We start from the raw sequence: 22,392 nt of genomic DNA on the forward strand, positions 1-22,392 counted from the left end.
CCAACTTCACAAACCCAACCCAACAGGCTTCTTGATGAATTTGACCATTAGCCCCAATGGAATCGAACTACCGCCGGGTAGTGAGGTGATCTTGCGTCATCAAAGCTGGGCAGATTATGAAGGGCTGTTGTCAAGCCGTCGCGATCGCGCTGCGGTCAAAGTCTACTTTGGAGTCAAGAAACAGGAAATTCGTTTGATGGCTCCTTTGCCTGGCCATAGCAACCGCTCCGCTACCCTCACTGATTTGGTGAAGGCGCTGCTGCGACATCAGAACCAAGACTGGCACGCCTTCGATCCCCTCACGCTGAAGCGAGTCAGCCAAACCGGAGTAGAACCCGATGCCTGTTTTTACATCCAAAATCGATTGGCTATTTTGGGTAAAGAACATATCGATTTGGAAATTGATCCTCCGCCGGATCTAGCGCTTGAGGTCGATCTCACGTCTTTTACTCAGCCAGCAGATTATGAGGCGATCGCCATTCCAGAACTCTGGATTTATCAGAGTCAGGGCCTGCGAATCTACATCTTCGACGGCGAACACTACCAGGAAAGCGAGGTCAGCGGCATTTTTCCAGCTATTGCGGTCAAGCAGTTGATCCCCCGCTATGTCGAGCTAGCCTGGAGCCAAGGCTCAAGCATCGCCCTGCGCGCTTTTGAGGCAGAGCTTGCATAAGCCCCCTTGCATAAGCCCCGTTGCTAGCTTGTCTGCTGAGCCTCTAATCCCTGACCCATAGTTCCTGATCCCTGACCCCTAACTCCTTAATCCTCACTTTTCCGTCATGGTCCACACGCCGTCTTGCCAGGTTTCGTCGTTGGGTGGATGGCTGAGCCAGTGGGTGCAGCGGTCGAGGTGGAGCTTGGCGGCTTTGTCTTCGTTGTTCACATCTTGCAGCAGCGTGGCAAAAGCGCTCATCGCTTTGACGAAATCGCGATTTAGGTAATGCCTGCGCCCTTCGTGATAGAGGTCAATCAGCCGCTTTTTCTCATCGGGAACGATTTCGTCGCGCAGCCCCACCAGTTCATAAATGCTGACGGGCTGCGTCTTGCCCTTCACCCGGATACAGTCTAGCTCTCGCGCCCAGACCCGGTCGGCGCAAGGCTTGTAGGTGTTCTCGCTGATGATGATGTCGGTGCCGTATTGCTTGCTGGCGCTTTCCAGGCGCGACCCCAGGTTGACCCCATCGCCAATGGCCGTGAACTCCATGCGGCGACTTGAGCCGATGTTGCCGCTGATGACGATATCGGAGTTGATGCCGATGCCGATCCGAATCGGTGGCTTTTGGCGCTGTACCCGGTCGGCGTTGAACGCGGCAAGTCGATGCCGCATCTCGATCGCCGTTTGTACAGCCATCCACTCGTGGTCGTCCAAGGGCAGCGGCGACCCAAACACCGCCATGATGGCATCGCCGATGTACTTGTCCAGCGTGCCTTTATAGGTAAACACCGCGTCCACCATGCTCTCGAAATACTGGTTCAGCATTTCGACCACCTCTTCGGCGGTCATGCTCTCGGTCAGCGTGGTGTAGCTGCGAATGTCGGAAAACAGGACAGATACTTCTTTGCGATCGCCCCCCATTTTGGCAGCGTTGGGGTTCTCAAAGAGCAACTGCGCCACTTCCTGCGACATATAGCGCGACATGGTGCTTTTTAGCCGCTTTTCGCCGCTGATGTCGTCCATCACCACTAGCGCTCCCGAAACCTGCTCTGGATCACTCGCATCGGCGATGGTGTTAATCGACAGGTTAATGCTGTGCTGCTCCACGCCTTTGGCCGCGTTCAGCGTTTGATCCGGGTAATATTGCTGACGGCACTTGTCATCTGTCGGCATGAGCGCCATTTTGAACCACTTGGAAAAATCCCCCTTTTCCAGCCCAATCAGTTCCTCGGCGTGCAGCCCCTCCAGCGGGTCGGTGTCGCTCAGACCCAGCAGTTTGCGGGCGCTTTCGTTGGCGGCGATGATGCGTCCCTCTTTGTCGGTGGAGATAACGCTGTTGGAGAGCGATCGCAGAATGTCGCGCTGGAGTTGCTCCTGCTGCTTCACCGTGGCGAACAGCTTGGCGTTTTGCAGCGCCACACCCGCCTGAATATTGAACGCCTGCATGAACTCCTGATCGTTTCGGTTAAAGCTCGCCCGCCAGATCTCCGGTGCTTCGGGATAGTTTGCCGGATCGTAGGGCGGATGGTCGCCCTGCTTTTTCTTATTGATCAGTTGAGTGACGGCGATCAGTTCGCCATCTGCGTTGAACACGGGCATACACAACATGCTGCATGTGCGATAGCCCGTCTTTTTGTCGGTTTCCTTGGCAGTGTCGGAGTTGGGGTGGTTGTAGAGGTCGTAGGGAATGAGGACTGGCTCGCCCGACATCGCCACCTGCCCCGCAAAGCCCGCATCCATCGGGATGCGAATTTCTTGCAGCACGCCGTTGATCGGCAGCTTTGTCCAGAGCTGGTGCTGGTCGCGATCCAAGAGCCAGAGCGTGCTGCGATCGGCCTGCATCAGTTCCTGGGCCTCTTCCATCACGCGGCCCAGGGTTTCCTCCAGATCTAGGCTGCTCTGGCTGAGGGACTTGGTCGCCTTCATCAGCGCCGAGGCGGCCCGCTGCTGCTGGGTTGCTCTGTAGAATGAGCGGGACGATTCCAGAATGAGCCGGATCGAGGGCGCAAACTCTTCAAACACCTGCTCGTCTTGCGCGGTAAAGCCGCCCAGGTCGATGCGCTCGTCTAGGTGCGCTTGCAAATCACAGTTGGGCTTGAGCTTGTTGATCAATTGCACGACGGCCACCAAGTCGCCCCGATCGTTCAGCAGGGGCATGGCCAGCATGGTGTAAGTGCGGTAGTGATTTTTCTTGTCGAGCGCCTGAGCCGCCTTGGAGCGGGGATCGTCGTAAAAGTCGTAGGGAATGTTGACGACCTGCTTGGTGGTGGCGACTTCGCCCGCAATGCCGACATGCTTGGGAATTCGCAGTTCCAGGTTATTGCCGTTTTCGTCTTCGGCGACGATCGCCCACAGTTCGTCTTTCTCGTCGTCTAGGAGAAAAATTGTGGCGCGATCGGCGTTCAGCAGTTCCCCCGTTTTCAGGGTGATGGAATGCAGCATCTCGTTCAAGATGGCATCAAAGCCCTGAGAATCCATCAGGTTGTCGAGCATCGAGAGGGTTTGATTGACCACTCTTAGCTTTTGCTCAACATCGGTAACGACCTGCTTGAACGTATCCTGGGTTAGCGGCGCGAGAAAGGACGAGAAAGATCCTTTGGTGGTGGCCAGGGCGCTGCCGGGGTTGGGGCTGCTGGAGGGGCTGGTGGCGCTTGGGTCGCTGTTTGGATTGGGGGGAGGGACGGGGGGTGGAGCGGGTGATTCTGGCGGCTGCGATCGCCCACTCAATTGCCCAGCACTCGAACCATCGGTGAGGACTTCTACCTCTACCGTAACCGTTGCATTGTCCCCATCAAGCGGGTCGGCCGATGGGGAGGACGTGGAATGTAGATGCGAGGAGGGGGCGCTCATGGCAGTTCCAGGTAGAAACAGGGCGATGCGTCTGACTCAACTTCTTTCAAGTTACCCAAACGCCATTACGGATTCACAGCCAATGAATTCGACAGTCCTATGCATCTCTTGTGCATCTTATGCAACGAACCATGCAACGAGGGCTTAGGGGAACCATTTGACAGGGTTTTGAGGTGGCGATCGCCCTCGTGTTTATCCTATCAAGGGGCGATCGCGCAACTCCATCCCTATTCGCAAAATGCCCAAGCTGGATGCACTCACTAAGACTCTAGCCGCCCAACTGGGGATCGACAAGGCGCAGAGGATACGGAATCACCCAGACATAGGATTGTCCCTATCTCAAAAACCCCCTATCATCAGCGGCAGCATGGGTGAATCCCTGTTCATCCGTTTGATGATTTATCCAGCGCTCCAATCCTCTACTGTTTGCTTCAAACCTTCGTTTCAAATCACTGAAAACTCAGGTAGCAACTACATCTGGTATCGGGCAAGGCGCGGTATCGGATTGTGCTAAAACGTTAGGATTTCGCCTGCTGCTGTTTTGCCGGCTAAAGCGCAAGTCCCTAGAGATGCGAGTTGACTGCTTGGGTGCGTCGCACACGAACAATCAACTCGCATCCCAGTTTTGGCCCACGTTCAACGCAGTCCCCAGTTCTTCAAAGACCGACCTGACCGCTGGTGGCCAGCACGCGGGCGCTCACGCCAAAGACCCGCAGCAGCCCCTCCGAGTCACTGTGGTTATAGTCGCCCACGCCCTCCATTGAGGCGTTTTCTTCGGAATAGAGGATGTGGGGCACGTCGTCGGCCGCCACGAAGGAGATATTGCCTTTGTAAAGGGACACGCTGATGGTTCCGGTGGCGAGTTCGGCCGTGTTGGCGATCGCCGCCAGCATCATCTGCGTTGCCCGGTCAAACCAGTAGCCCTGATAGATTTGCTTGGCCACCAAGAGCGAAAGCTGGTCGTAAAACTCCCGCGCCCGCCGATCCAGGATCAGTTGCAGCAGATAAGCGTAGCAAGTGCCCAGGGTTTCTACGCCGGGGCTTTCGTATACGCCGCGCGACTTGATGCCCACAAAGCGGTTTTCTACTAGGTGCGTGCCGATGCCGATGCCGTGCTTTCCGGCAATCGCATTCGTCTTCAAAAACGCATCCACCAGATTCACCGATTCCCCATTCACGCTCACCGGGCGACCCTTTTCAAACCGCACGGTAAAGGCTTCTGGCGCGTCGGGCGCATCCTGCGGATAGCAGCCCATAATCGGCTTCACAAACTGGGCCGGCGTGGTCAGCGCCTCCAGCATTCCCGATTCATGCGTCAGCCCCAGCAGGTTGGCATCGGTGGAATAGGGCTTGTCTTTGGTAGCCGTCACGGGCAGTCCGTTTTCCTGACAGAAATCAATCATCTCGCTGCGGCCGGGGAACCGCGCCAGAAAGCTCTCGTCGCGCCAGGGTGCATATACCTCAAACTCTGGAGCCAGCATATTGGTAATTAGCTGAAACCGCACCTGGTCGTTGCCGCGCCCCGTTGCGCCGTGGCTAAAAATCGTCAGCCCCCGCTGCTTCATTTCCAAAATCATTGCCTTGGTCAGGGAACAGCGAGCGATTCCCGTGGTGTTCCAGTAGCGCCCTTCGTAGCAGGCCTGCGACTGGATCACCTTGAGGCCATCTTCGGCGATCGCCTCTCGCACGGGCAGCAGCACAAAGTCCACTGCGCCCGCCTTTAGCATCCGCTGGCGCACCGCATCCATATCTTCCTCATCCGGCTGCCCCAGGTCGGCCGTAAAGCACACTACGTTTACGCCCTGGTTTGTGAGCCAGCGCGTAATGGTGCAGCTATCTAGCCCGCCCGACCCGGCAAACGCGACGGTTTTTCCCTTTAAATCTTGCACTTTCATGAGCAGCCTTCCTAAATCTAAGCAGCGCCTTTGCTTGAGCAGCGCACGACCAGTCGTGATGGGTTCAAATACTGGCGATCGCCTCACCCAGAACAGAGAGCATTATCCCCTGTCTTTTGATAAATTCTGTCGGGCTGGGTACAGATTTCTGATGCAGATTCCGGGTGAAGGATGAAATCACACATCCAAACAGCGGCTTTGGGCGTAGTGTTCATTAGGATTCATCGCGAGTCTTGATTGCAAGCGCTATCGAACGCCTCAAAGCCATGATTCATTCCAAAAAGATTCTTTTCCATTTCATTCTGGGTGCGCTGACGTGCCTATCTCTGGTGGGGCTGTCTACCCCGTCCCTGGCCCAAGCCGTCTCTGGCTGGATGCGTCCCGCAGACCCCTCTCTTCTTGCAGAGGTGCGTCAGGCGGAAACTGTGCTGCTGGCGCAGGGGATGACCCGTTCCTCTTTCCAGCGCTTTTCGGCAACCCTGAGCCGGGGTGCGGTGGTGGGTGCGTCTCCCTCTGGTCGGGCGACGGGTGTGGCTGGGGCCGTGCTGGCGGGCGATCGCCTGGTGGTGCGGGGCGACTTTCGCAACCTGGCTGGCCCCCTGCGCGACTATACCGTTGACCCCACCGATCCGCCCAACCCCAACATCACCTCAGCCGTGCATATCCATCGGGGCGAACCCACAGCCAACGGCCCCTTCCAGTACGCGCTGACGGTGACGATGAGGGGCGATCGCGACGGTCGCTTTGCGGGAGAATACACCCTCACGCCAGAACAACGGCAAGCGCTGGAAAGCGGCAATCTCTATCTTGATATTCACACCACGCGCAACCGGGCCGGCGAACTGCGCGGCGCGCTGCGTCCTTACTAATGCCCGGACTTGCCCAAGCCTCTGCCCGTTCCTCCAGGTGTGAAGGACGTTGGTTCTCCGCTGGCTCTTGACAGGCTGGCTCTCAAGCAGAACGGTCTGCCCCCACTTCCCAATTGGTGAGGTGGGGCTTTTTCATTGCGGAACCTGATGCCAGAAATTGTAGACCTATAGGGAAGACCCCAGAAATCGATGGTCTGGGCTACGAGGGTTATGGCAAAACGATTGATGACTCATGCAATTCGGGCGAAGTGGGCGGCGGCCCTGGTGCTGACGGCGGGGCTGGGAACGGCCATAGCCTGCACTCCGTCTGCACCCGACCCGACCCCCCCTGCGCCTGATGTGGTGCTGCATCCTGTCGATGCACCGCTACGGCCGCCGCTGACAGAAGACGCACTCCGTCAGGCAGAGGCCGAGATGCAGCAGCGGATTCAGTCCGATCTAGACTTGCTGGGGCTGGGCAAGATTGGTTCGGTGGGGTCGCCGATTTCTTCAGAACTCGTCGCCTATCGGCAAACTTGGGCAGAGACAGACCCAGACGTGGCCCCGTTTTTGGGAACCTGGGTCAAAGAGTGGGATATGCTGCCCCATTACTTTATGACGGTGTTTCCGTCGGAGGTGCCAGGGCGCGTGTGCCTGGTGCGCTATAGCAAGCAGGAAACGGCAACCGTGCCGTTTGAGGTGTATGACACGCCGCTGGAGTTTTCTGTGGCGCAGGTGGCGGAGGGGCAACTGCTGGCCAGCAATACGCAATCTGCGCGATCGCTCTTGCGGCAAGTGACGGTCTCAAACTACGACAGCGAGTTTCTGGCAACGGTGGAGCCAACGGGAAACATGCAGGTCTATGCGTCCCAGCGGCCCCCCGCGATCGCCCCCACCTGGCCCGCAGCGCTGATGGAGCAGTTTCGTGCGGCTGGGTGTCGGGAGTAGAGCAATGAAAAGGGCGATCGCCCTGCCTAAGCTTGGGTCTGCTGGGGCTGGTTGGCAGGCAGCTTCAGCGGAATCTCAAAGCAAAATTCTGATCCCTCAGCGGGGCAAGAGGTGCATTTCAGCGTACCGCCGTGGCGCTCGGTAATGATTTGATGGCAAATTGATAGCCCCAGCCCGGTTCCGCGCCCTACAGGTTTGGTGGTGAAAAAGGGATTAAAGATCCGCTGCTGCACGTCCGTCGAAATGCCAATTCCATTGTCTGCGATGCACACCGAGACGCGATTCCCTTCGACCAGGCGGGTTCTAATCCGGATGGTGGGAATCTCGTCTTGTTGCTCTGGCAATAAATCCTTGGCCCAGTCCATGCAGTATGCCGGGGAATGATCCTCCCCAGCGGCGCTGCGTGAACCATCCGCCTGTTCTCGCAGCGCCTCCAGAGCATCGATTGCGTTGCTCAAAAGGTTCATAAACACCTGGTTAATCTGTCCGGCGTAGCACTCGACAAGCGGCAGATCGCCGTATTCCCGAACAATGTGGATATCTGCTCGACTAGGAGTGCCCCGGAGGCGGCTATTGAGCAACAGCAGCGTACTGTCCAGCCCTTCATGCAGATCCACGGACTTTACCTCGGACTCATCCAACCGGGCAAACACACGGAGCGATCGCACGATTTCGCTAATCCGCTGCGTGCCAACCTGCATCGACCCCAGAAGTTTGGGCAGATCATCCTGAATAAATTCCAGCCCTAGATCCTCTGCCTTTTCACAAGCAGCAGGCAACTCAGGGACGTGTGACTGATACAGGTGCAGCATTTCCAGCACATGCTGCATATACTCGCGGGCGTGGAGCAAATTGGACTGAATAAAGCTCAGGGGATTGTTAATCTCATGGGCCAAACCTGCCACAAGCTGCCCCAGACTCGACATCTTTTCCGTTTGAATCAGTTGCGACTGAGTTGCCTTGAGATCTTGCAGGGTTTGTTTAAGGTGGGCGTTGTTCTCTTCTAGCTCCTGGGTGCGCTGCCGGACTTGTTCTTCCAGGTTGCTGTTGGCGCTGGCCAGGTCTTCCTCGCGCTGCTGCACCTGCTCTACCATCCGCTCAAAGCTGCTTGCCAGTTGGCTAATCTCATCTCGCACATAGCGACGATGAAACTGCGTCAGCGCCCGATCATACTCGCCCTGGCTCATTTGCTCGGTGGCATCGGTCAGATCGATAATCGGTCGCGTAAAGGAGCGGGCCAGCAGCACCACCAGACCCAGCAGCAGCAGGTAGGTGCTGCCAAAGGCGATCGCCAAGCTTTTGCGAATGTCTCGCTCAATACTGTGGATCTCGTCAGCCCGAAAATCGATCCCCAGCAGCCCAATCACCTGCCCCTTAGCATTTTTAATCGGGCCATAGGCAGAAATCCAGCTTCCCCAGGGGTCGGTGTAGGGCGAGAGCGTCAGCGTCACCTCCGAAAATCCCTGATAGAGGCGCGTTTTGTCCGGTGTGGCGAGGTAGGATTCCCGAAAGCTTGTGGCGTTCTCCGGCTGGAAGACTCGCAGGCTATCCCCAATCCAGAGCGCTTCGTAGGGTTTGGTTCCCTTCACCAGGGTATAAGGATTGGCCCGTGGCTCTACGTTGTGAATTCGGATCAGCCATTCTTGATGGCGCTGATAGAGGGGGTTTGAGGCGGGCACTGGCTCACCCTGCGGCGCAGGCAACTGGGAAAGCTGCGAGAACTCGGTCGCATCAACACCGGCGATCGCCCCGTCCAGCGTATTCACCATGTCCTGCCTTAGCCCCTCCCTCACCCGATTTAGAGCTTTGCTATAAAGCCAGCCGTATAACCCGACAAAAACCAGCCCACTGACCAGCGCAAAGCCCAACATGAGCTTGAACTGGAGGCTTATAAATGGAGAGTGAGGCGGTGAAGTAGAGCAGCTAAAGCGGCCACTGCGCGGCAAAAAGTTTAAGGACATAACTGGCATACTACCGATCCACTTTAGAAAGGCCAGCGCTAGGATGTGCTGAATCTGGCGATGGATCTCACTACTTAAGATGCCCGATTTTTCAATCGTTTAACAGATTAACTTGCGAAAAACTCTCACCCTAGAGCATCCACTTGTTGGGATGTCCTAAGCCTCCAGCTTGTGGCAATGGCTCCCTCTCTCTGAGCAGTCCAAAAAATGCAGGGGCCGGAGGGGCTAGGGGAAGGACGGCGACGAGGGGGCTGGCAAAACCGGAATTTCGACGGACTGAGTTTGTCGAGGGGGTTCGGGTATGTCGGAACTGGGCTTGGTTTTGTGAATGCTCTCTGAAAGAGGAGGCGCTTGCACAGGAGGGGGAGGTTCAGGCGGAGCAGGCTCCGACGAAAAGCGGGAAGGGGTCGGGGGCTGTGAAATTTGAGGAGGTGGCTCCACGGGAACCGTATCTGGAGCGGCCCAGGCCGGTTCATCGACTGGGGGAAGACCTGACGGATCGGCGAACTCTTCTGGAATTTGGCGGCGGGTCTGGATTGGAGGAGACTCTTGAAACTGTCGTTCTCGAATCGGTGCGGTATGAGATGGCGCTTCGGGTAGCACCTCTTCCGAAAAAGCTTCTGGGGAATACTGCCTGACTGGATCATCTCCCACCCAGCCTTCGATCGGCGGAAAGGATTGCTCATTATTCACGAACGGATCGAGCAGCGCCGGTGGCTCTCCGGCATGAGGATGCTGGGACTGGTGGCGGATGGCCCAGCCCAAAACCGCACCCCCCAGCCCGGCAACCACAGAGGTTAGCAGCAGCGACGCGATTAGCCAGCCCTGTCTGCCCTTGCCAGACGATGGGGGCGCAGAGGTTGGCGAAACGATAATCGTTGTTTTGGGCTTTCCCCCTGCTGCGTTGGCGATCGCCCCCTGAGGTAGCTTCTGGTGCAGCTTTTGGGGCGGCTTCTGGGATGTTGCCTGAGTCGTTTCTTGGAGCGTTGCCTGAGTCGTTTCTTGGAGCGTTGCCTGAGTCGTTTCTTGGAGCGTTGCCTGAGTCGTTGCCTGAGTCGTTGCCTGAGTCGTTTCTTGAAGCGTTGCCTGAGATGATTCCGGGGGCGACGGGTTGCTATGGCTGCTGGCCCCGCTGCCGTTCATCTCTACATCGATGCGGTCGGATGGGGTAATGGAATTGGAGCCAGAGTCGTTGGGTGGAGTCATAGGCGGAGTTGTGGGGAGGATCACTGCGGATTGTTGGGTAGGCATTTCCAGAGGATAGACATGGATTGCTTGTGAAGGACAGCCGCCGTGTTGTTTAGAATACTTCACCATTCCCAACCATCCTACCGTGATCGGGATGCTCCTATGTCTACAGCGATTTACAGCGATTTGCAGCGCTAGCGCTGGGGAAATTGGCGAGCTAGGAGATGCTCTGCCTGTTGGCGCAGAGTCTCTGGGTCGCCCTGCAACTCGCCATCCAGCGTCGCCGCCAACAGCCTATCTAGCATGGGTTTGAACTGCTTGCCGGGTTTGTATCCAAGGCGCTTGAGGTCGTTGCCGTCGAGGGGCGGCTTCACCTGCGACCAGACGGTGAGATAGTGCCAGATTAGGCGGCGGCGGGGGCGGGGACTGCGAACCGTTAGCAGGGCCAGCGTGGGCAGGTCATAGGCGGCGAAGTGGCGCACGATCTGGCTGGGACGCAGCGGTTCGGCAGAGTGGTGCATTGACTGCTCAAAGTCATCCAGGGCAGTTTCAACGGCGTGCAGGCTGGCGAGGCGCTGGATGCTGTCGGCAGGAAGCTGGAGTCCAGCGGCGATGCGCTCTCGGACGCTAGACGGATCGTTGGGTGCAGCAGGTTCCGGTGCGTCTGTGGGGGTATCGGGGGGCAGGTGGGCGATCGCCACTTCTAGCAGCAGCAGCCAGTGTTCTAGCCGATGATCGGGGTCAAACCGGGTCAGCCAGCGATCGCCCAAGCGCAGTTGCCGCCACAGTTCTGCGTCCAGCGTCAGGGCGGGGTGCAGGCAGCGCAGTGCGTCCAGGTCAGCCAGTTGCCGAATTGCCGCTTTCCAGTAGGGCGCTTCCAGGATGAACTTGAGTTCGCGCCGTAGCCGGGTTTGCAGCGCTGGGGCCCGGTTCATTTCTTCCTGAATGCGGAAATAGACCCCACTGGCGATCGCATGGCGAATTTGCGCCTCCGTTTGCGGGTCGAGGGTGAACCCCAGGCGCACGGCAAAGCGCACCGCTCGATAGATGCGGGTGGGGTCTTCGATAAAGCTGTTGGCGTGGAGGACGCGAATCTGGCGATCGCGCAAATCCAAAATGCCGCCAAAGAAGTCGAGCAGCTCTCCCCGGCGCGGTTGGGTCAGGCGAATTGCCATTGCGTTGATGGTGAAATCGCGGCGATAGAGATCCTGGCGAATTGAGCTGGCTTCGACTTCGGGGTTGGCGGCGGGGTAGGGATAAAATTCGGTGCGGGCGGTGGCGATGTCGATCCAGAGCGAGCCAAGCTGGGGATGGTGATGCCAGGTGAGGGCGGCGGTTTGAAACTTGCCGTGAACCTGGAGGCGGGCTTCGGGGTGCTGCTGCTGGAGCGATCGCGCCAGTTCTACACCTGCTGCCTGATCGGCCGCCTGGTGAAAACCGTCTACCACTAGGTCAATGTCTGGCAACAGCAGTGGCCCGTCGGTTTGCAGCAGCAAATCGCGCACCGACCCACCCACCATGTATAACTGCCAGCCTCGCGCTGCGGCTAGGTCGGCCGTGTCTCGCAAAACGTCCCACAGGGCGGGCACGAGGCGATCGCCCAGCATCTCCCAAATCGCCTCCGGCAGCGGACACAGGCCGCCGCGCCCGGTTGTGCCATTCAGCGCCTCGCCTTCCCGCTGCTGCCACACCTGCCGCAGCACGTCCGTCCGCGTCACAATGCCCACTAGGCGATCGCCCTCCAGCACGGGCAGTCGCCCAATGTCGTAGGTCACCATGAGGGATTCGATTTCTGGCAGCGGCGTACTGGGGGTGATGGTTTTCACATTCGTCGTCATGTAGCCCTTCACCGGGGCGTGCCCAAAGCCGTGGTGAAAGGCAATGTCCAGATCGCGGCGAGAAATCACGCCCACCAGCCGATCCTGCTCGTCTACTACCGACAGACCAGAATGCCCGTAGCGCAACAGAATTCGCTGGGCTTCGGCAATGGTGACATCGGGACGAATAGTGCGGACGGGGGACGACATCAGGCTGCGGGCGGTGGGCGGGGTTGGAATCGCAGTTCGTAGCCGCTGCACCAGTTCCGCTAGCGTGGCTTGAGGAGCGCTCGTTCGCAGCGTCACCGCGGCCGCTGTGGGATGCCCCCCGCCACCCAGCGGCTTGAACAGGGCCCCCAGGTCTGCCACTGCGCCGCGACTGCGCCCGATCACTGTCAGACGCGACTCGTTCAGGTGTGCCTCCGACTCGCCCGATTCAACTTGGCCATACTGCGCCGCCAGCAGCAGCACGTCGCTTTCCGTCAGCGTGGTCAGGTGGCTGGCTAGGCTGGAGAGGCCGGGAATATAGTCTGCCGTGGGCAGCAGCACCCACGCCAATCGGTAGCCCTGCACGGTTTCGGTGTGGAGCTGATCGAGGGCGATCGCCAGCAAGTCTTGAAGCTGGGGCGACAGACCCGGTTCCACATAGGCGGCGATCGCCTGCACGGTCGCGCCCTCCTGCATCAGCCAGGTGAGCGCCGCCGCATCGCGCACGGTGGTATGGTCATAGGTCAGCGACCCCGTATCGACATGAATCCCCAGCGCCATCACCGTTGCTTCCGCAGGCGTGAGGCGAATTTGGTGCTGCTGCAAGGCTTCCGCAATCAGCGTCGTGGTTGCCCCGACAGCCTCGATCTGCTGCGTTTTGGCAGGAATGTCGCCGCCGCCCTCTGGATGATGGTCGTAAACGGTGATTTCGACGGGCAAATCTAGCCATTCGGCCGCCTTGCCTAGGCGATCGCGCCATTGTGTGTCTACTACGGCGATCGCCCGAATATTTTGCGGGTTCACGGCCCGCCGCTCGATCAGCGCATACTCATCCCGGTGCAGCGCCAAAAATTCCTTGACCGCAGGATGACTGCCCCCGGTCAGCACAATCCGCGCCCCCGCCCACAGCCGCGACAGCCCGACCGCCGCACCCAGCGTGTCGAAATCAGCCGTGGTATGGCAGAGGATGAGATCCATGAGGGTTCAATTTCTGATAGCTTAACTACTGGGGCTATTGGGGCACGGGGTTTGCTTCTAGTCTGCCTTATAACATTTCATCTTTAGCTGTGTTGGGAGGAAACGCGATGTCCATTTTGTTCCAGCTTGCGCTTGCCGCTCTGGTCTTGCTGTCGTTTGTGATGGTGGTGGCAGTGCCTGTGGCCTACGCTTCGCCCCGCAATTGGGATCAGTCCAAGCAGCTTCTACTCCTGGGTTCTTTTGCCTGGGTGGCGCTGGTGATTGTGGTCGGTGTGCTGAATTATTTCGTGGTATAGAAAACCAAGTCTGGTAAATTCATGGCCGTTTTTGAGGGAACGTTTACCCAAACCGAGTCGTTGCGCTTTGCCATCGTGATTGGACGGTTCAACGACCTAGTGACGGGTAAGCTGCTGGAGGGCTGTCAGGACTGCCTGAAGCGCCACGGCATTGATCCAGATCCGCAGGGCACTCAGGTCGATTATGCCTGGGTGCCAGGTTCTTTTGAGATTCCGCAGGTGGCGCGGCAACTGGCGCTGACTCGCCGTTATGACGCGATCATCTGCATCGGCGCAGTCATCAAGGGGCAAACGCCGCATTTTGACTATGTAGCAGGCGAGGTGTCCAAGGGCATCGCAGCTGCCTCGTTTCAAACGGGGGTGCCGGTCGTGTTTGGCGTGTTGACGACGGACTCGATGCAGCAAGCGCTGGAGCGAGCGGGCATCAAAAGCAATAAGGGTTGGGATTACGCCATGAGCGCGATCGAGATGGCGACGCTGATGCGCCAGATTCGCACGGCAAATCCTGATCTGGGCAACGGGCTACCAGGGGCAAACAACCCGCAGTTGCCGTCGCCGCTGAAGAGTGCGATCGCCCCGACCGATCCCGACGGGTTCTAGGGCGCGCTTTAAAACCCGTCGATCCCCCTAGCCCCCCTTAATTCAATCCCCCCAGCCCCCCTTAAAAAGGGGGAAGCCGAACCGAGCTACTCCGGAAGTCCCCCTTTTTTCTAGCGAAGCGGCGCGTAAGCGCGGGGATTTAGGGGGATCGACTCAAGGCGATCAACGGCCTAGAAAGCTTTAAGACACTGCCTAGCGTTTGTGAACTGCTAAAACTCTCCCCAAATCTTCACCTCCGGCTCCAGCGTAATGTCCCAACGCTGGAACACTTTTTCCTGGACATGGCGAATCACGCGGTACACGTCACTGGCGGTGGCGTTGCCCAGGTTCACGATGAAGTTCGCGTGCATGGGCGACACCTGCGCCCCGCCAATCTGGAAGCCCTTTAGCCCGGTTTGTTCGATGAGCCAGCCCGACGTGCGCGGTTCGGGGTTGCGAAAGACGCTGCCGCAACTGGGCAAATGGTAGGGCTGAGTGGCGTGGCGGCGCTCCTGGCAGGTGCGGGTTTCAGCCGTCACCACCGCAGCGCCCGCGCCAGGACGAAGCTGGAAGGTTGCCTGCGTTACTAGGCGGCTGGTGTCGCCTTGAAGAATGGACGTGCGATAGCGAAAGCCTAGATCCGCTGGCGAGAGTTCCTGCGTTTCACCCGTTTGCGTCACCAGCTGAGCCTTTACCAAAATATCGGCGGTGCAGGCCTGGTGTGCGCCCGCGTTCATGGCCACTGCGCCGCCAACGGTGCCGGGGATGCCCACGGCCCACTCCAGCCCCGCCCAGCCCCGATCCGCCGCTTTCCAGGCCAGACGGGCGATCGGCTCTCCCGCGGCCGCCGTCAGCCGTCCAGTTTCTTCATCAAACTGGGTCTGGCGCAGATGGCGCGTACAAATGACCAGCCCTGGCAAGCCGCGATCGCTCACCAGCAGGTTAGACCCCAGCCCCAGCAGCGTGAGGGGCAGCCCTTCCGCCGTTGCCCAGGCAAAGCATGCCCGCAAATCCTCCAGGGTGCGCGGCGAGACGAACCATTCCGCTGGCCCACCGACTCGGTAAGACGTGAACCCTGCCAGAGAGACCATCGGGCGAACCGCACAGGTCGCACCAATGGGCGTGAAGGGAACGCGAGGCTCAAAACTGGGCTGAGGGACTGGGTTGGCCAATGTCATAACCTGAGGAAACGCAGTGCAGACGCTAGAGCGCACAAGACTCTGAGTCAAGACCCCAGGCCAAGACCCCGGGCCAAGACTCCGAGCGCGGCAGAACAGTAGACGGCTTCTTGCTGCACTGTCCTGATCATGCCGCTTTTCAGTTTAAACCCGGATTGAACCGGGCCCAAAGCACCCCTGCGAGAATCTGCGCCAGACGCGCCCAACACTGACCCTAGCATCGACCCCAGAACTGACCGCTGTGCTGTCGGGAGACGACCGTTTTAGGCAGACCTTTAGGCAGACTTTTAGGCAGACTGATAGAGCTTCAAGCAGACTTTTAGGCAGACTGATAGCTTGCCAGTGCGGTCTGGGCTTCCAGGGTTTGATGGGCAGACACCAGTTCTGGAATGATCCGGTTTAGGTTGCCCGCACCCAGAAACAGCGCCAAGTCCCCCGGCTTGAGGGCGCGGGTTAGGAAGGCGGACACGTCATTCAGCGTGGGCTGGTAAATGACGTTGGGATGGTGCTGGGCGATCGCCGCTGCCAGGTCTTCTCCCGAAATGCCCGTCGGATTGACTTCGCCTGCGCTGTAGATGTCGGTGGTAATTACTAAATCGGCATCGCCAAACGACCGAGAAAATTCTTCCAAAAAGACCTGCGTGCGACTATAGCGATGGGGCTGGAAGATCGCCACCACGCGCCGCTGCTCGCTGGCAAAAGACTCGACTCGCAGCCGCGCCGCCGCCAGCGTCACCTGAATTTCGCTGGGATGGTGGGCGTAGTCGTCGATAAAGAGGATTTCGTTGGCTTCGCCGCGCAGCTCGAACCGACGACGGGCCCCCTGAAAGCTCTTGAGAATCGTGGCGATTTGGTCAAATTCCAGGTTGAGATGGCGACCCACGGCGATCGCCGCTAGAGCATTGCTCAGGTTGTGGCGACCCAGCACCGTCAGCTTCAGCGTGCCCAGCAGCGTGCCCCGCTCCCACACGCGGGCCGTCGTCCCTGCGGCTCCATACACCACCTGATCCACCGTGTAATCAGCGCCCAAGCCAGGATTGAGGCTGTAGCTGATATGCGGCGGCACTTCCGCCCGCAGCAGGTCACAATCCCAGCAGCCCACCAGCACCTTGCAGTTATCCGCAAAGGCTTGGAAGGTTTTGACCACTTCATCCACCGTGGCGTAGTGGTCGGGATGATCTAGCTCGATATTGGTAATCACGCCGATTTCAGCCGCCAGCTTCACCAGCGAACCGTCCGACTCATCTGCCTCAGCCACCAGATACTCGCCCTGCCCCAGTCGCGCATTGCCCTCCCAGGCGCTGACTTCGCCCCCGACCACAATGGTTGGGTCAATCCCTGCCCGCAGCAGCAGATAGCCAATCATGCTGCTGGTGGTGGTTTTGCCGTGGGTGCCCGCAACGGCGATGCCTCGATACTCCTGCATCAGCGCCGCCAGCAGGTCAGAACGATGAAAAATCGGACAGCCCAAGTCTAGTGCTGCCCGGTATTCAGAATTATTGGGGTTAATGGCGGTCGAGCAAATGACCTGCGGCAAGAGTTGGGAACCAGGAGCAGGATTCGGGGCGATCGCCCCACGAGCCACGGGTTCTGCACCCACGCTAATCACGGCCAGATTGCCAGCTTCTTCGGGAACAGCCCGCACCACTGCTTTGCCGTTGGCATCCGCTCCAAAAAATTCTAGGTTAGAGGCATCCTGGCTCAAAAAAATATGAGCGCCTTCTGCCTGCAATCGTCGAGTGATATCGTTTAGGCAGATATCTGACCCAGAAACGGGCAGGTTCCGCTTGGCTAGGATGTAGGCAAGCGCCGACATGCCAATACCGCCGATGCCGATGAAATGGAACGGCATACCGCTAAAATCAACAGGATTCAACGTCCTCACTCCTTCTACACCACACCACACAATGTCACGCGATATCATAGCAAGAATTACTTTTTCGGGATAGCTAATGGGGCGATTCACGTCCTGATTCAGATCAGAGGTATTGACCGAGGGGCTGAATGGCTCAAATAACTGGTTGGTTGATATCTTGAGCCAAATCTTGAGCCAAATAGGGTTGACGACTAAAACGAAGCATCATCTGAAAGAACCAAATTAAGAACTAGATGCCCCCCATTTAATAACTGACGATAATGACTGCCAACTTGCAGCAACTTGTAAAAAGAGTCAAGTAAAAAGGGTCAAGCAAAAAGTCAGCCTACCTGCCGATCTAAAACTTGCCTCTAAATATTGCCTTGAATAACTGCACAAATCTAGTTCATAGACTCATTTAGTTCAGTGTAGGAACTCCTTGAAATCAGCATTCGGGAAACCTCTGAAGCCCCTGACTGGCTGTTGTATGGAGCGCTCGGTGGGGGCAAGGCAATGTAAAATTTGCGCTGCTTTTGCTCGTGCAAGGTGGATTAAAATCCAGCTTTGCCCGATCCTCCCAGTTCTTAATCGACACCCTCCGAAACGATACACGGATTGTGTATCAACGCTTGAACCGACACTTAATCATCTCTGAACTTTCTGCGAAATTCCCCAGAGAACTCTGCCCTAGAGAATTTTTTCTTGTTGCACCACAAAGACTTGAAAAACTACTGATTGCCTCAGAGGTAGGCTGGAATTTACACAATCTTACTCAAGATTCCCAAATTTATTACAGTAATTGCTGAAATTGCTGAATCTTTGAGCCTGTCTTGAGGCGTACCGCAGTCTGAGGGAGTGGCTTGATTGAGCGATCGCCCCGATGCACCTCGTCACCCAGCAGTGGCAGAGCAAGTCGCCAAGCAATGGGATACACCCCGATGCGCCCATCGAATGACCCTGATAACGGCGACCCCTGATAATGGCAGAAGCGGGCAAGTCCGCTGCTCGGCAGTTCTGGCATCTGGCAATACCCTGGCAATACTGATGAATACAGCGCCCACGTTCCTGATTTCGGGACAAGCCTGATTTCGGGACAAGATTCGGACAGGCTGGAGATGTCGTGCCCGTGATTTCAAACCCCTATGCAACGTCTGGGCATTTTTGGAGGCACGTTTAACCCACCCCACTTTGGGCATCTGCATATCGCGGAGTCTGCTTTGCGCCAAGCGCAACTCGACCGGGTGCTGTGGGTTCCTGCGGCGGTGCCGCCCCATCGCCAGGGACAGGATTTGGTGGCGATCGCCCATCGGCTGGAACTGGTGAAGCGGGCGATCGCGCCTCACCAGTCCTTTGCGCTCTGCTGCGTCGATCCCAAAACAGCGGGCGATCGCTCCTACGCCATCGACCTGCTCCACCAGCTAGAAACGCAATACACGCAATATATAAGTAACGATCATGGAATCGAAGCTGCCGATAATCAATGGTTTTGGATTATCGGGCAGGATGCCTTTGCCACGCTGCCCCGCTGGTATCGTCGTCGGGAACTCATTCCCCGCTGCACCTGGCTGGTTGCGCCGCGCCGTCCCCTCAGCCCCGCCGCTACTCCCGCCGCCACTCCTGCCGCCATTGTCCAGATTCTCCAGTCCCAGGGAATTGACATCCGCTGGCAGCAGCTCGACCTGTCGCCGCTAGACATTTCCTCTAGCCAGATTCGGCAGCGCGTGGGCGATCGCCTGTCTATTCACACCCTCGTCCCCGATGCCGTGCGCGAATACATTGAAGAGAAGCGGCTTTATCAAAGCCCTAATCTCTAATTTCTGTAACAGGTGTGTCTTTTCTGGGTTTCCCGATCGACAATGTTGCATACGGAAATGTTGCATACGGATAAGCGGTAAGCGGTGGGGCGATCGCCCTTCCGTCTTCCATTTCTTGACCACTTACCCCGCGACTCCCTCCATCTCCCCGCTCCCCGTCCCCTCCGACTGGCGCTATGCCTCTGTTTCAGCGACCCCCCCAGACCGAAGGCGAAACGCGCACGCGCATCCTGCGGGCGGCGCAGCGGCTGTTTGCACGGCGGGGCTACGACGGCACGACGACACACGATCTGGCAATCGAAGCAGGTGTGGCCGAGGGGACGCTGTTTCGACACTTTGAAAACAAGAAAGCAATTTTGGTGGAAGTTGTAACCCAGGGCTGGGTGGAACTGCTCACCGACTTGCTGACAGAACTCAGCGAAATGGGTAGCTCTAGGGCGATCGCCCAGGTGATGCGAAAGCGAATGCTGAACCTGCACCAAAACGCCGACATGCTGCGGGTGTGTTTTCTAGAGGCGCAATTTCACCCCGATTTGCGCGATCGCATCCAGACCGAAGTCATCAGCAAAATGACCGATGTCGCCGAAGCCTTCTTCCAGACCGCGATGGACAACGGCATCTATCGCCGCATGAACCCGCGTACGGTTGCCCAGGTATTTCTAGGAATGTTTACGGTGGCAGGCTTTAGCCGCGACACGATCATGCCCGAACAGTCCTCCCCCGCTGCCATGCAGGAAATGGCCGAAGGCATCGCCGATATCTTTCTCCACGGCGTGCTGGCCGACTCCAGCGAAGCATGAAGTGATTTTAGATTGCCGATTTTAGATTTTGGATTGTTGACGTGCCTCGCCCAAAATCCAAAACTCAAAATCCAAAACTCAAAATCCTTTCCCTCTCTTCTTTCTGTCATACTGCGGGTGACAAGACGCAGGCAGAGGGATGTTTGGCATGTTGAAAGCGCTATTGTTTGACCTGGATGGAACCGTTGCCAACACAGACCCGCTGCACTACCAAACCTGGAAGGCGGTGATGGCAGAGTTGGGCATGGAAATCGACCGCGAGTTTTATGATGCCCACTTCAGCGGGCGGCTGAACGAGCAGATTGTCCGCGATCTGCTGCCGCACTTATCGGCAGAGGCGGGTGCAAAGCTGAGTGCCGAAAAAGAGGCCCGATTCCGCGAACGGGCCACGGGCATGGAACCAACGCCGGGACTCTGGGACGTATTGCACTGGATGCAGCATCACGAGTTGCAGCGGGCTGTGGTAACGAATGCGCCCGTGGAAAATGCAGCGTTCATGATGAAAACCCTGGCCCTAGAGCCGCTGTTTTCGATAGTGGTGCTGGGTGATGAGTTGCCCAGGGGCAAGCCCGATCCGCTGCCCTACCAAACGGCGCTGGACCGTCTGGGCGTGTTGGCAACCGAGGCGATCGCCTTTGAGGATTCGCCCTCTGGGATTCGCTCGGCGGTGGGTGCGGGCATTCCCACCATCGGCATCGCAGCAACCCATTCGGCCGAGGAACTAAGCCAGTTGGGTACGCTGCTGGTGGTTCAGGACTTCACCGATCCGCGTCTGTGGAGCCTGCTGGAATCAGCCAGGAGTCTGCAACCTACCCATTCCTAAACACCGGGCTTCAAATCCCCAATTCTGGAGGCGCGTTCCTTCACGAAAGCTTGTTGTCAGGCTGGTGAACTCGCTCCGATTCCGGGCAACCTACGAAATAGGACGGACTGTGAACTTCATCGACGCAGCATCGTGATGTAGGGGTGCCTCTCCAGTGGCGATCGCCCGTGCAGCTTGCAGGGAACTCTGGATCAAGCCCAAGTTGGGCCGCCAAAAGCGTTGTCAGCGAATATGCCGTCAGCGAATATGCCTGGCGCTTTGGGCAAGGTTCGCCCTGCATCTCCGCGATCGCGACCCTGTGCTGGCTTTCGCCGGAATCCTCCCAGAACTGCGGAATCACCCATGCCCTTGCCATGCCCTTGAATGTTAATCAATTTCTGAACGTGCGAGCCGACGAAACCAGGCTGGTGCTGACGCTGGGCTTTGCGCTGTTTGCCAATGCCCTTGCCCAAAAGGTGTCGGAAATCGCCTCCCTGAGCAACTTTCTGGTAGACGTGGGCCCGTCGCAATTTTTGGTGGTGCTGGTTCTCAGCAGCCTGATTACCATCGCCATGACGGGATTACAGTCTCTCTGGGTCGATCGGTTTGATCGACTGACGATGGTGCGCGGCATCAGCGCGATTTTGGCGCTGTCGTTCATGGTGCTGCGGCTGATGTTTTTGCTGAGAACCCCTGGCTGGCTGAACTACGGGTTGTTTTATCTGCTGTCGGATCAGCAGTTGATTTTCTTCCCGATGGCGTTTTGGGTGCTGTCGAGCGATGTGTTTGACGTGGCACAGAGCAAGCGGCTATTTCCGCTGTTGGGCAGCTTGGGATTTGCAGGCAGCCTTGCAGGAATCGGGATTACGGCGCTGTCGCCGGGGCTATTTTTGCATTTGCAGATCAAGCCAGAGGAACTGCTGATGCTGAATATCCTGCTTTATTTCCTGATGTATGTAGGGCTGGAAATGGGGCTGAAGGACACCAAATTGCGGCAGATTCAGCAAAAGTCGGAAACTCTGCGCGAAGCCCTGTCTGAGGGCTGGGAGTTTGTTAGCGAGGTGCCTGCGTTCCGCTATTTGATGGTTTCCATTCTGGCGATGATCGTCTGCGAAACGATTGTGGAATACCGATTTTATGCAGTGTCGGGCGGGGCGATCGCCAATGCGGGCACCTACCAAACCTTCCTCAGCCTATTCACGCTGGGGCGCACGGTCGCCTATCTGGGCATCCAGACCTTCCTGACCCAGCGGCTGATTACCCATCTCCAGCTTAAGGATCTGTTCCTGGTTCAGCCCGTCAGCAGCCTGCTGGGCGCTTCGGCGATGCTGGCAATGCCGGGACTGGGCGGGGCGATCGCCGGAGTGTCGCTGCAAAAACTCCCTCAGTACAGCATCGACGAAACTGCTCGCAAAGCCTTTGCCGGACTGGTTCCAGAGGAGCGGCGGGGGCGGGTGAGCCTGTTGCTAGACAGCTACCTGGTTTCTCTGGGCAGTATTCTGGGAGCGCTGATGACGGGAGCCATCTTGCTGGTGGGGCGCTTGGGGTGGGGCGATCGCCTGCCTCCCCACCTGCTGTATCTGGGCGTTGCTGGGCTAATGGCGCTGCTGTCGCTGTGGGCCGTGTTGCAAATGCGAGCCGTGTATGACAAAAGCCTGCTCAACTGGCGGCTAAAGCGTCGTCAGCGCGGCAAGAGCGTCCTCGACAAACTGGAGTTTTAG

The 22,392-nt window shown here is 57.8% G+C and carries 17 protein-coding genes; 9 read left to right on the top strand and 8 right to left on the bottom strand.

All coding sequences use genetic code 11. The features are described 5' to 3' along the window. The first annotated feature begins 34 nt into the window (after positions 1-34). The gene (locus HNI00_RS02545; protein ID WP_316790396.1) at positions 35-673 is read left to right on the top strand and encodes a Uma2 family endonuclease; all 639 of its coding nucleotides are present in this window, start codon (positions 35-37) and stop codon (positions 671-673) included. A gap of 93 nt (positions 674-766) precedes the next feature. Here HNI00_RS02545 and HNI00_RS02550 read toward each other — a convergent pair whose 3' ends face one another. Both HNI00_RS02550 and argG read right to left on the bottom strand, forming a co-directional pair. After that, positions 767-3,505, bottom strand: coding sequence for a GAF domain-containing protein (locus HNI00_RS02550; RefSeq protein WP_316790399.1), 2,739 nt, complete (start codon positions 3,503-3,505; stop codon positions 767-769). Positions 3,506-4,161: 656 nt separating this feature from the next. Next, positions 4,162-5,400, bottom strand: a complete 1,239-nt coding sequence (gene argG, locus HNI00_RS02555; protein WP_316790401.1) for an argininosuccinate synthase — start codon at positions 5,398-5,400, stop codon at positions 4,162-4,164. 266 nt (positions 5,401-5,666) lie between these two features. Between argG and HNI00_RS02560 the strand changes: the two genes are divergently transcribed. Continuing rightward, positions 5,667-6,269, top strand: a complete 603-nt coding sequence (locus HNI00_RS02560; RefSeq protein WP_316790403.1) for a CHRD domain-containing protein — start codon at positions 5,667-5,669, stop codon at positions 6,267-6,269. A 225-nt stretch (positions 6,270-6,494) separates the two neighbouring features. Further along, complete coding sequence (locus tag HNI00_RS02565; protein ID WP_316790404.1) at positions 6,495-7,196, top strand: hypothetical protein; 702 nt, start codon at positions 6,495-6,497, stop codon at positions 7,194-7,196. A gap of 26 nt (positions 7,197-7,222) precedes the next feature. Here the strand turns inward: HNI00_RS02565 and HNI00_RS02570 are convergent, their stop codons facing one another. The 3 genes from HNI00_RS02570 to HNI00_RS02580 form a co-directional block, all read right to left on the bottom strand. Next, on the bottom strand, positions 7,223-9,067 hold the full coding sequence (locus HNI00_RS02570) for a sensor histidine kinase (RefSeq protein ID WP_316790407.1): 1,845 nt from the start codon (positions 9,065-9,067) through the stop codon (positions 7,223-7,225). Positions 9,068-9,382: 315 nt separating this feature from the next. Then, positions 9,383-10,474: a hypothetical protein gene (locus HNI00_RS02575; protein WP_316790408.1), complete on the bottom strand. Its 1,092-nt coding sequence runs from the start codon at positions 10,472-10,474 to the stop codon at positions 9,383-9,385. A gap of 65 nt (positions 10,475-10,539) precedes the next feature. After that, positions 10,540-13,347 (bottom strand): CBS domain-containing protein, encoded by a 2,808-nt coding sequence (locus HNI00_RS02580; RefSeq protein WP_316790410.1) that lies wholly within the window; start codon positions 13,345-13,347, stop codon positions 10,540-10,542. Between the two features lie 107 nt (positions 13,348-13,454). Between HNI00_RS02580 and psbZ the strand changes: the two genes are divergently transcribed. Both psbZ and ribH read left to right on the top strand, forming a co-directional pair. Beyond that, complete coding sequence (gene psbZ / locus HNI00_RS02585; RefSeq protein WP_316790412.1) at positions 13,455-13,643, top strand: photosystem II reaction center protein PsbZ; 189 nt, start codon at positions 13,455-13,457, stop codon at positions 13,641-13,643. 21 nt (positions 13,644-13,664) lie between these two features. After that, a complete protein-coding gene (gene ribH / locus HNI00_RS02590) occupies positions 13,665-14,243 on the top strand; it encodes a 6,7-dimethyl-8-ribityllumazine synthase (protein WP_277772212.1) in 579 nt (192 codons plus the stop codon). Positions 14,244-14,452: 209 nt separating this feature from the next. Here ribH and murB read toward each other — a convergent pair whose 3' ends face one another. The 3 genes from murB to HNI00_RS02605 all read right to left on the bottom strand — a co-directional run bounded on the left by murB (position 14,453) and on the right by HNI00_RS02605 (position 18,276). Next, a complete protein-coding gene (gene murB / locus HNI00_RS02595) occupies positions 14,453-15,400 on the bottom strand; it encodes a UDP-N-acetylmuramate dehydrogenase (protein ID WP_316790416.1) in 948 nt (315 codons plus the stop codon). Between the two features lie 319 nt (positions 15,401-15,719). Continuing rightward, positions 15,720-17,324: a UDP-N-acetylmuramate--L-alanine ligase gene (gene murC / locus HNI00_RS02600; RefSeq protein ID WP_420156242.1), complete on the bottom strand. Its 1,605-nt coding sequence runs from the start codon at positions 17,322-17,324 to the stop codon at positions 15,720-15,722. A gap of 721 nt (positions 17,325-18,045) precedes the next feature. Beyond that, positions 18,046-18,276, bottom strand: a complete 231-nt coding sequence (locus HNI00_RS02605; protein WP_316790421.1) for a hypothetical protein — start codon at positions 18,274-18,276, stop codon at positions 18,046-18,048. A gap of 121 nt (positions 18,277-18,397) precedes the next feature. On the opposite strand from HNI00_RS02605, the gene nadD reads away from it, so the two are divergent. From nadD to HNI00_RS02625, 4 genes are all read left to right on the top strand, one after another. Next, positions 18,398-19,069 (top strand): nicotinate (nicotinamide) nucleotide adenylyltransferase, encoded by a 672-nt coding sequence (nadD, locus tag HNI00_RS02610; RefSeq protein ID WP_316790423.1) that lies wholly within the window; start codon positions 18,398-18,400, stop codon positions 19,067-19,069. Between the two features lie 176 nt (positions 19,070-19,245). Further along, positions 19,246-19,869 (top strand): TetR/AcrR family transcriptional regulator, encoded by a 624-nt coding sequence (locus HNI00_RS02615; RefSeq protein ID WP_068508874.1) that lies wholly within the window; start codon positions 19,246-19,248, stop codon positions 19,867-19,869. 148 nt (positions 19,870-20,017) lie between these two features. Beyond that, a complete protein-coding gene (locus HNI00_RS02620; protein ID WP_316790426.1) occupies positions 20,018-20,692 on the top strand; it encodes an HAD family hydrolase in 675 nt (224 codons plus the stop codon). 143 nt (positions 20,693-20,835) lie between these two features. Beyond that, the gene (locus tag HNI00_RS02625) at positions 20,836-22,392 is read left to right on the top strand and encodes a hypothetical protein (protein WP_316790429.1); all 1,557 of its coding nucleotides are present in this window, start codon (positions 20,836-20,838) and stop codon (positions 22,390-22,392) included.

This window comes from Thermoleptolyngbya oregonensis NK1-22, assembly GCF_032705245.1.
Classification (GTDB): domain Bacteria; phylum Cyanobacteriota; class Cyanobacteriia; order Elainellales; family Elainellaceae; genus Thermoleptolyngbya; species Thermoleptolyngbya sichuanensis.

What these genes read in the sequence shown, in the direction of transcription:
- nadD (WP_316790423.1), top strand. Translation starts at nt 18,398, where the DNA reads ATGCAACGTCTGGGCATTTTTGGAGGCACGTTTAACCCACCCCACTTT.
- argG (WP_316790401.1), bottom strand. Translation starts at nt 5,400, where the DNA reads ATGAAAGTGCAAGATTTAAAGGGAAAAACCGTCGCGTTTGCCGGGTCG.
- murB (WP_316790416.1), bottom strand. Translation starts at nt 15,400, where the DNA reads ATGACATTGGCCAACCCAGTCCCTCAGCCCAGTTTTGAGCCTCGCGTT.
- HNI00_RS02560 (WP_316790403.1), top strand. Translation starts at nt 5,667, where the DNA reads ATGATTCATTCCAAAAAGATTCTTTTCCATTTCATTCTGGGTGCGCTG.
- HNI00_RS02570 (WP_316790407.1), bottom strand. Translation starts at nt 9,067, where the DNA reads ATGTTGGGCTTTGCGCTGGTCAGTGGGCTGGTTTTTGTCGGGTTATAC.
- HNI00_RS02565 (WP_316790404.1), top strand. Translation starts at nt 6,495, where the DNA reads ATGACTCATGCAATTCGGGCGAAGTGGGCGGCGGCCCTGGTGCTGACG.
- murC (WP_420156242.1), bottom strand. Translation starts at nt 17,324, where the DNA reads ATGATATCGCGTGACATTGTGTGGTGTGGTGTAGAAGGAGTGAGGACG.
- HNI00_RS02575 (WP_316790408.1), bottom strand. Translation starts at nt 10,474, where the DNA reads ATGGTGAAGTATTCTAAACAACACGGCGGCTGTCCTTCACAAGCAATC.
- HNI00_RS02615 (WP_068508874.1), top strand. Translation starts at nt 19,246, where the DNA reads ATGCCTCTGTTTCAGCGACCCCCCCAGACCGAAGGCGAAACGCGCACG.
- psbZ (WP_316790412.1), top strand. Translation starts at nt 13,455, where the DNA reads ATGTCCATTTTGTTCCAGCTTGCGCTTGCCGCTCTGGTCTTGCTGTCG.
- HNI00_RS02580 (WP_316790410.1), bottom strand. Translation starts at nt 13,347, where the DNA reads ATGGATCTCATCCTCTGCCATACCACGGCTGATTTCGACACGCTGGGT.
- HNI00_RS02550 (WP_316790399.1), bottom strand. Translation starts at nt 3,505, where the DNA reads ATGAGCGCCCCCTCCTCGCATCTACATTCCACGTCCTCCCCATCGGCC.
- HNI00_RS02545 (WP_316790396.1), top strand. Translation starts at nt 35, where the DNA reads ATGAATTTGACCATTAGCCCCAATGGAATCGAACTACCGCCGGGTAGT.
- HNI00_RS02620 (WP_316790426.1), top strand. Translation starts at nt 20,018, where the DNA reads ATGTTGAAAGCGCTATTGTTTGACCTGGATGGAACCGTTGCCAACACA.
- HNI00_RS02605 (WP_316790421.1), bottom strand. Translation starts at nt 18,276, where the DNA reads ATGCCAGAACTGCCGAGCAGCGGACTTGCCCGCTTCTGCCATTATCAG.
- ribH (WP_277772212.1), top strand. Translation starts at nt 13,665, where the DNA reads ATGGCCGTTTTTGAGGGAACGTTTACCCAAACCGAGTCGTTGCGCTTT.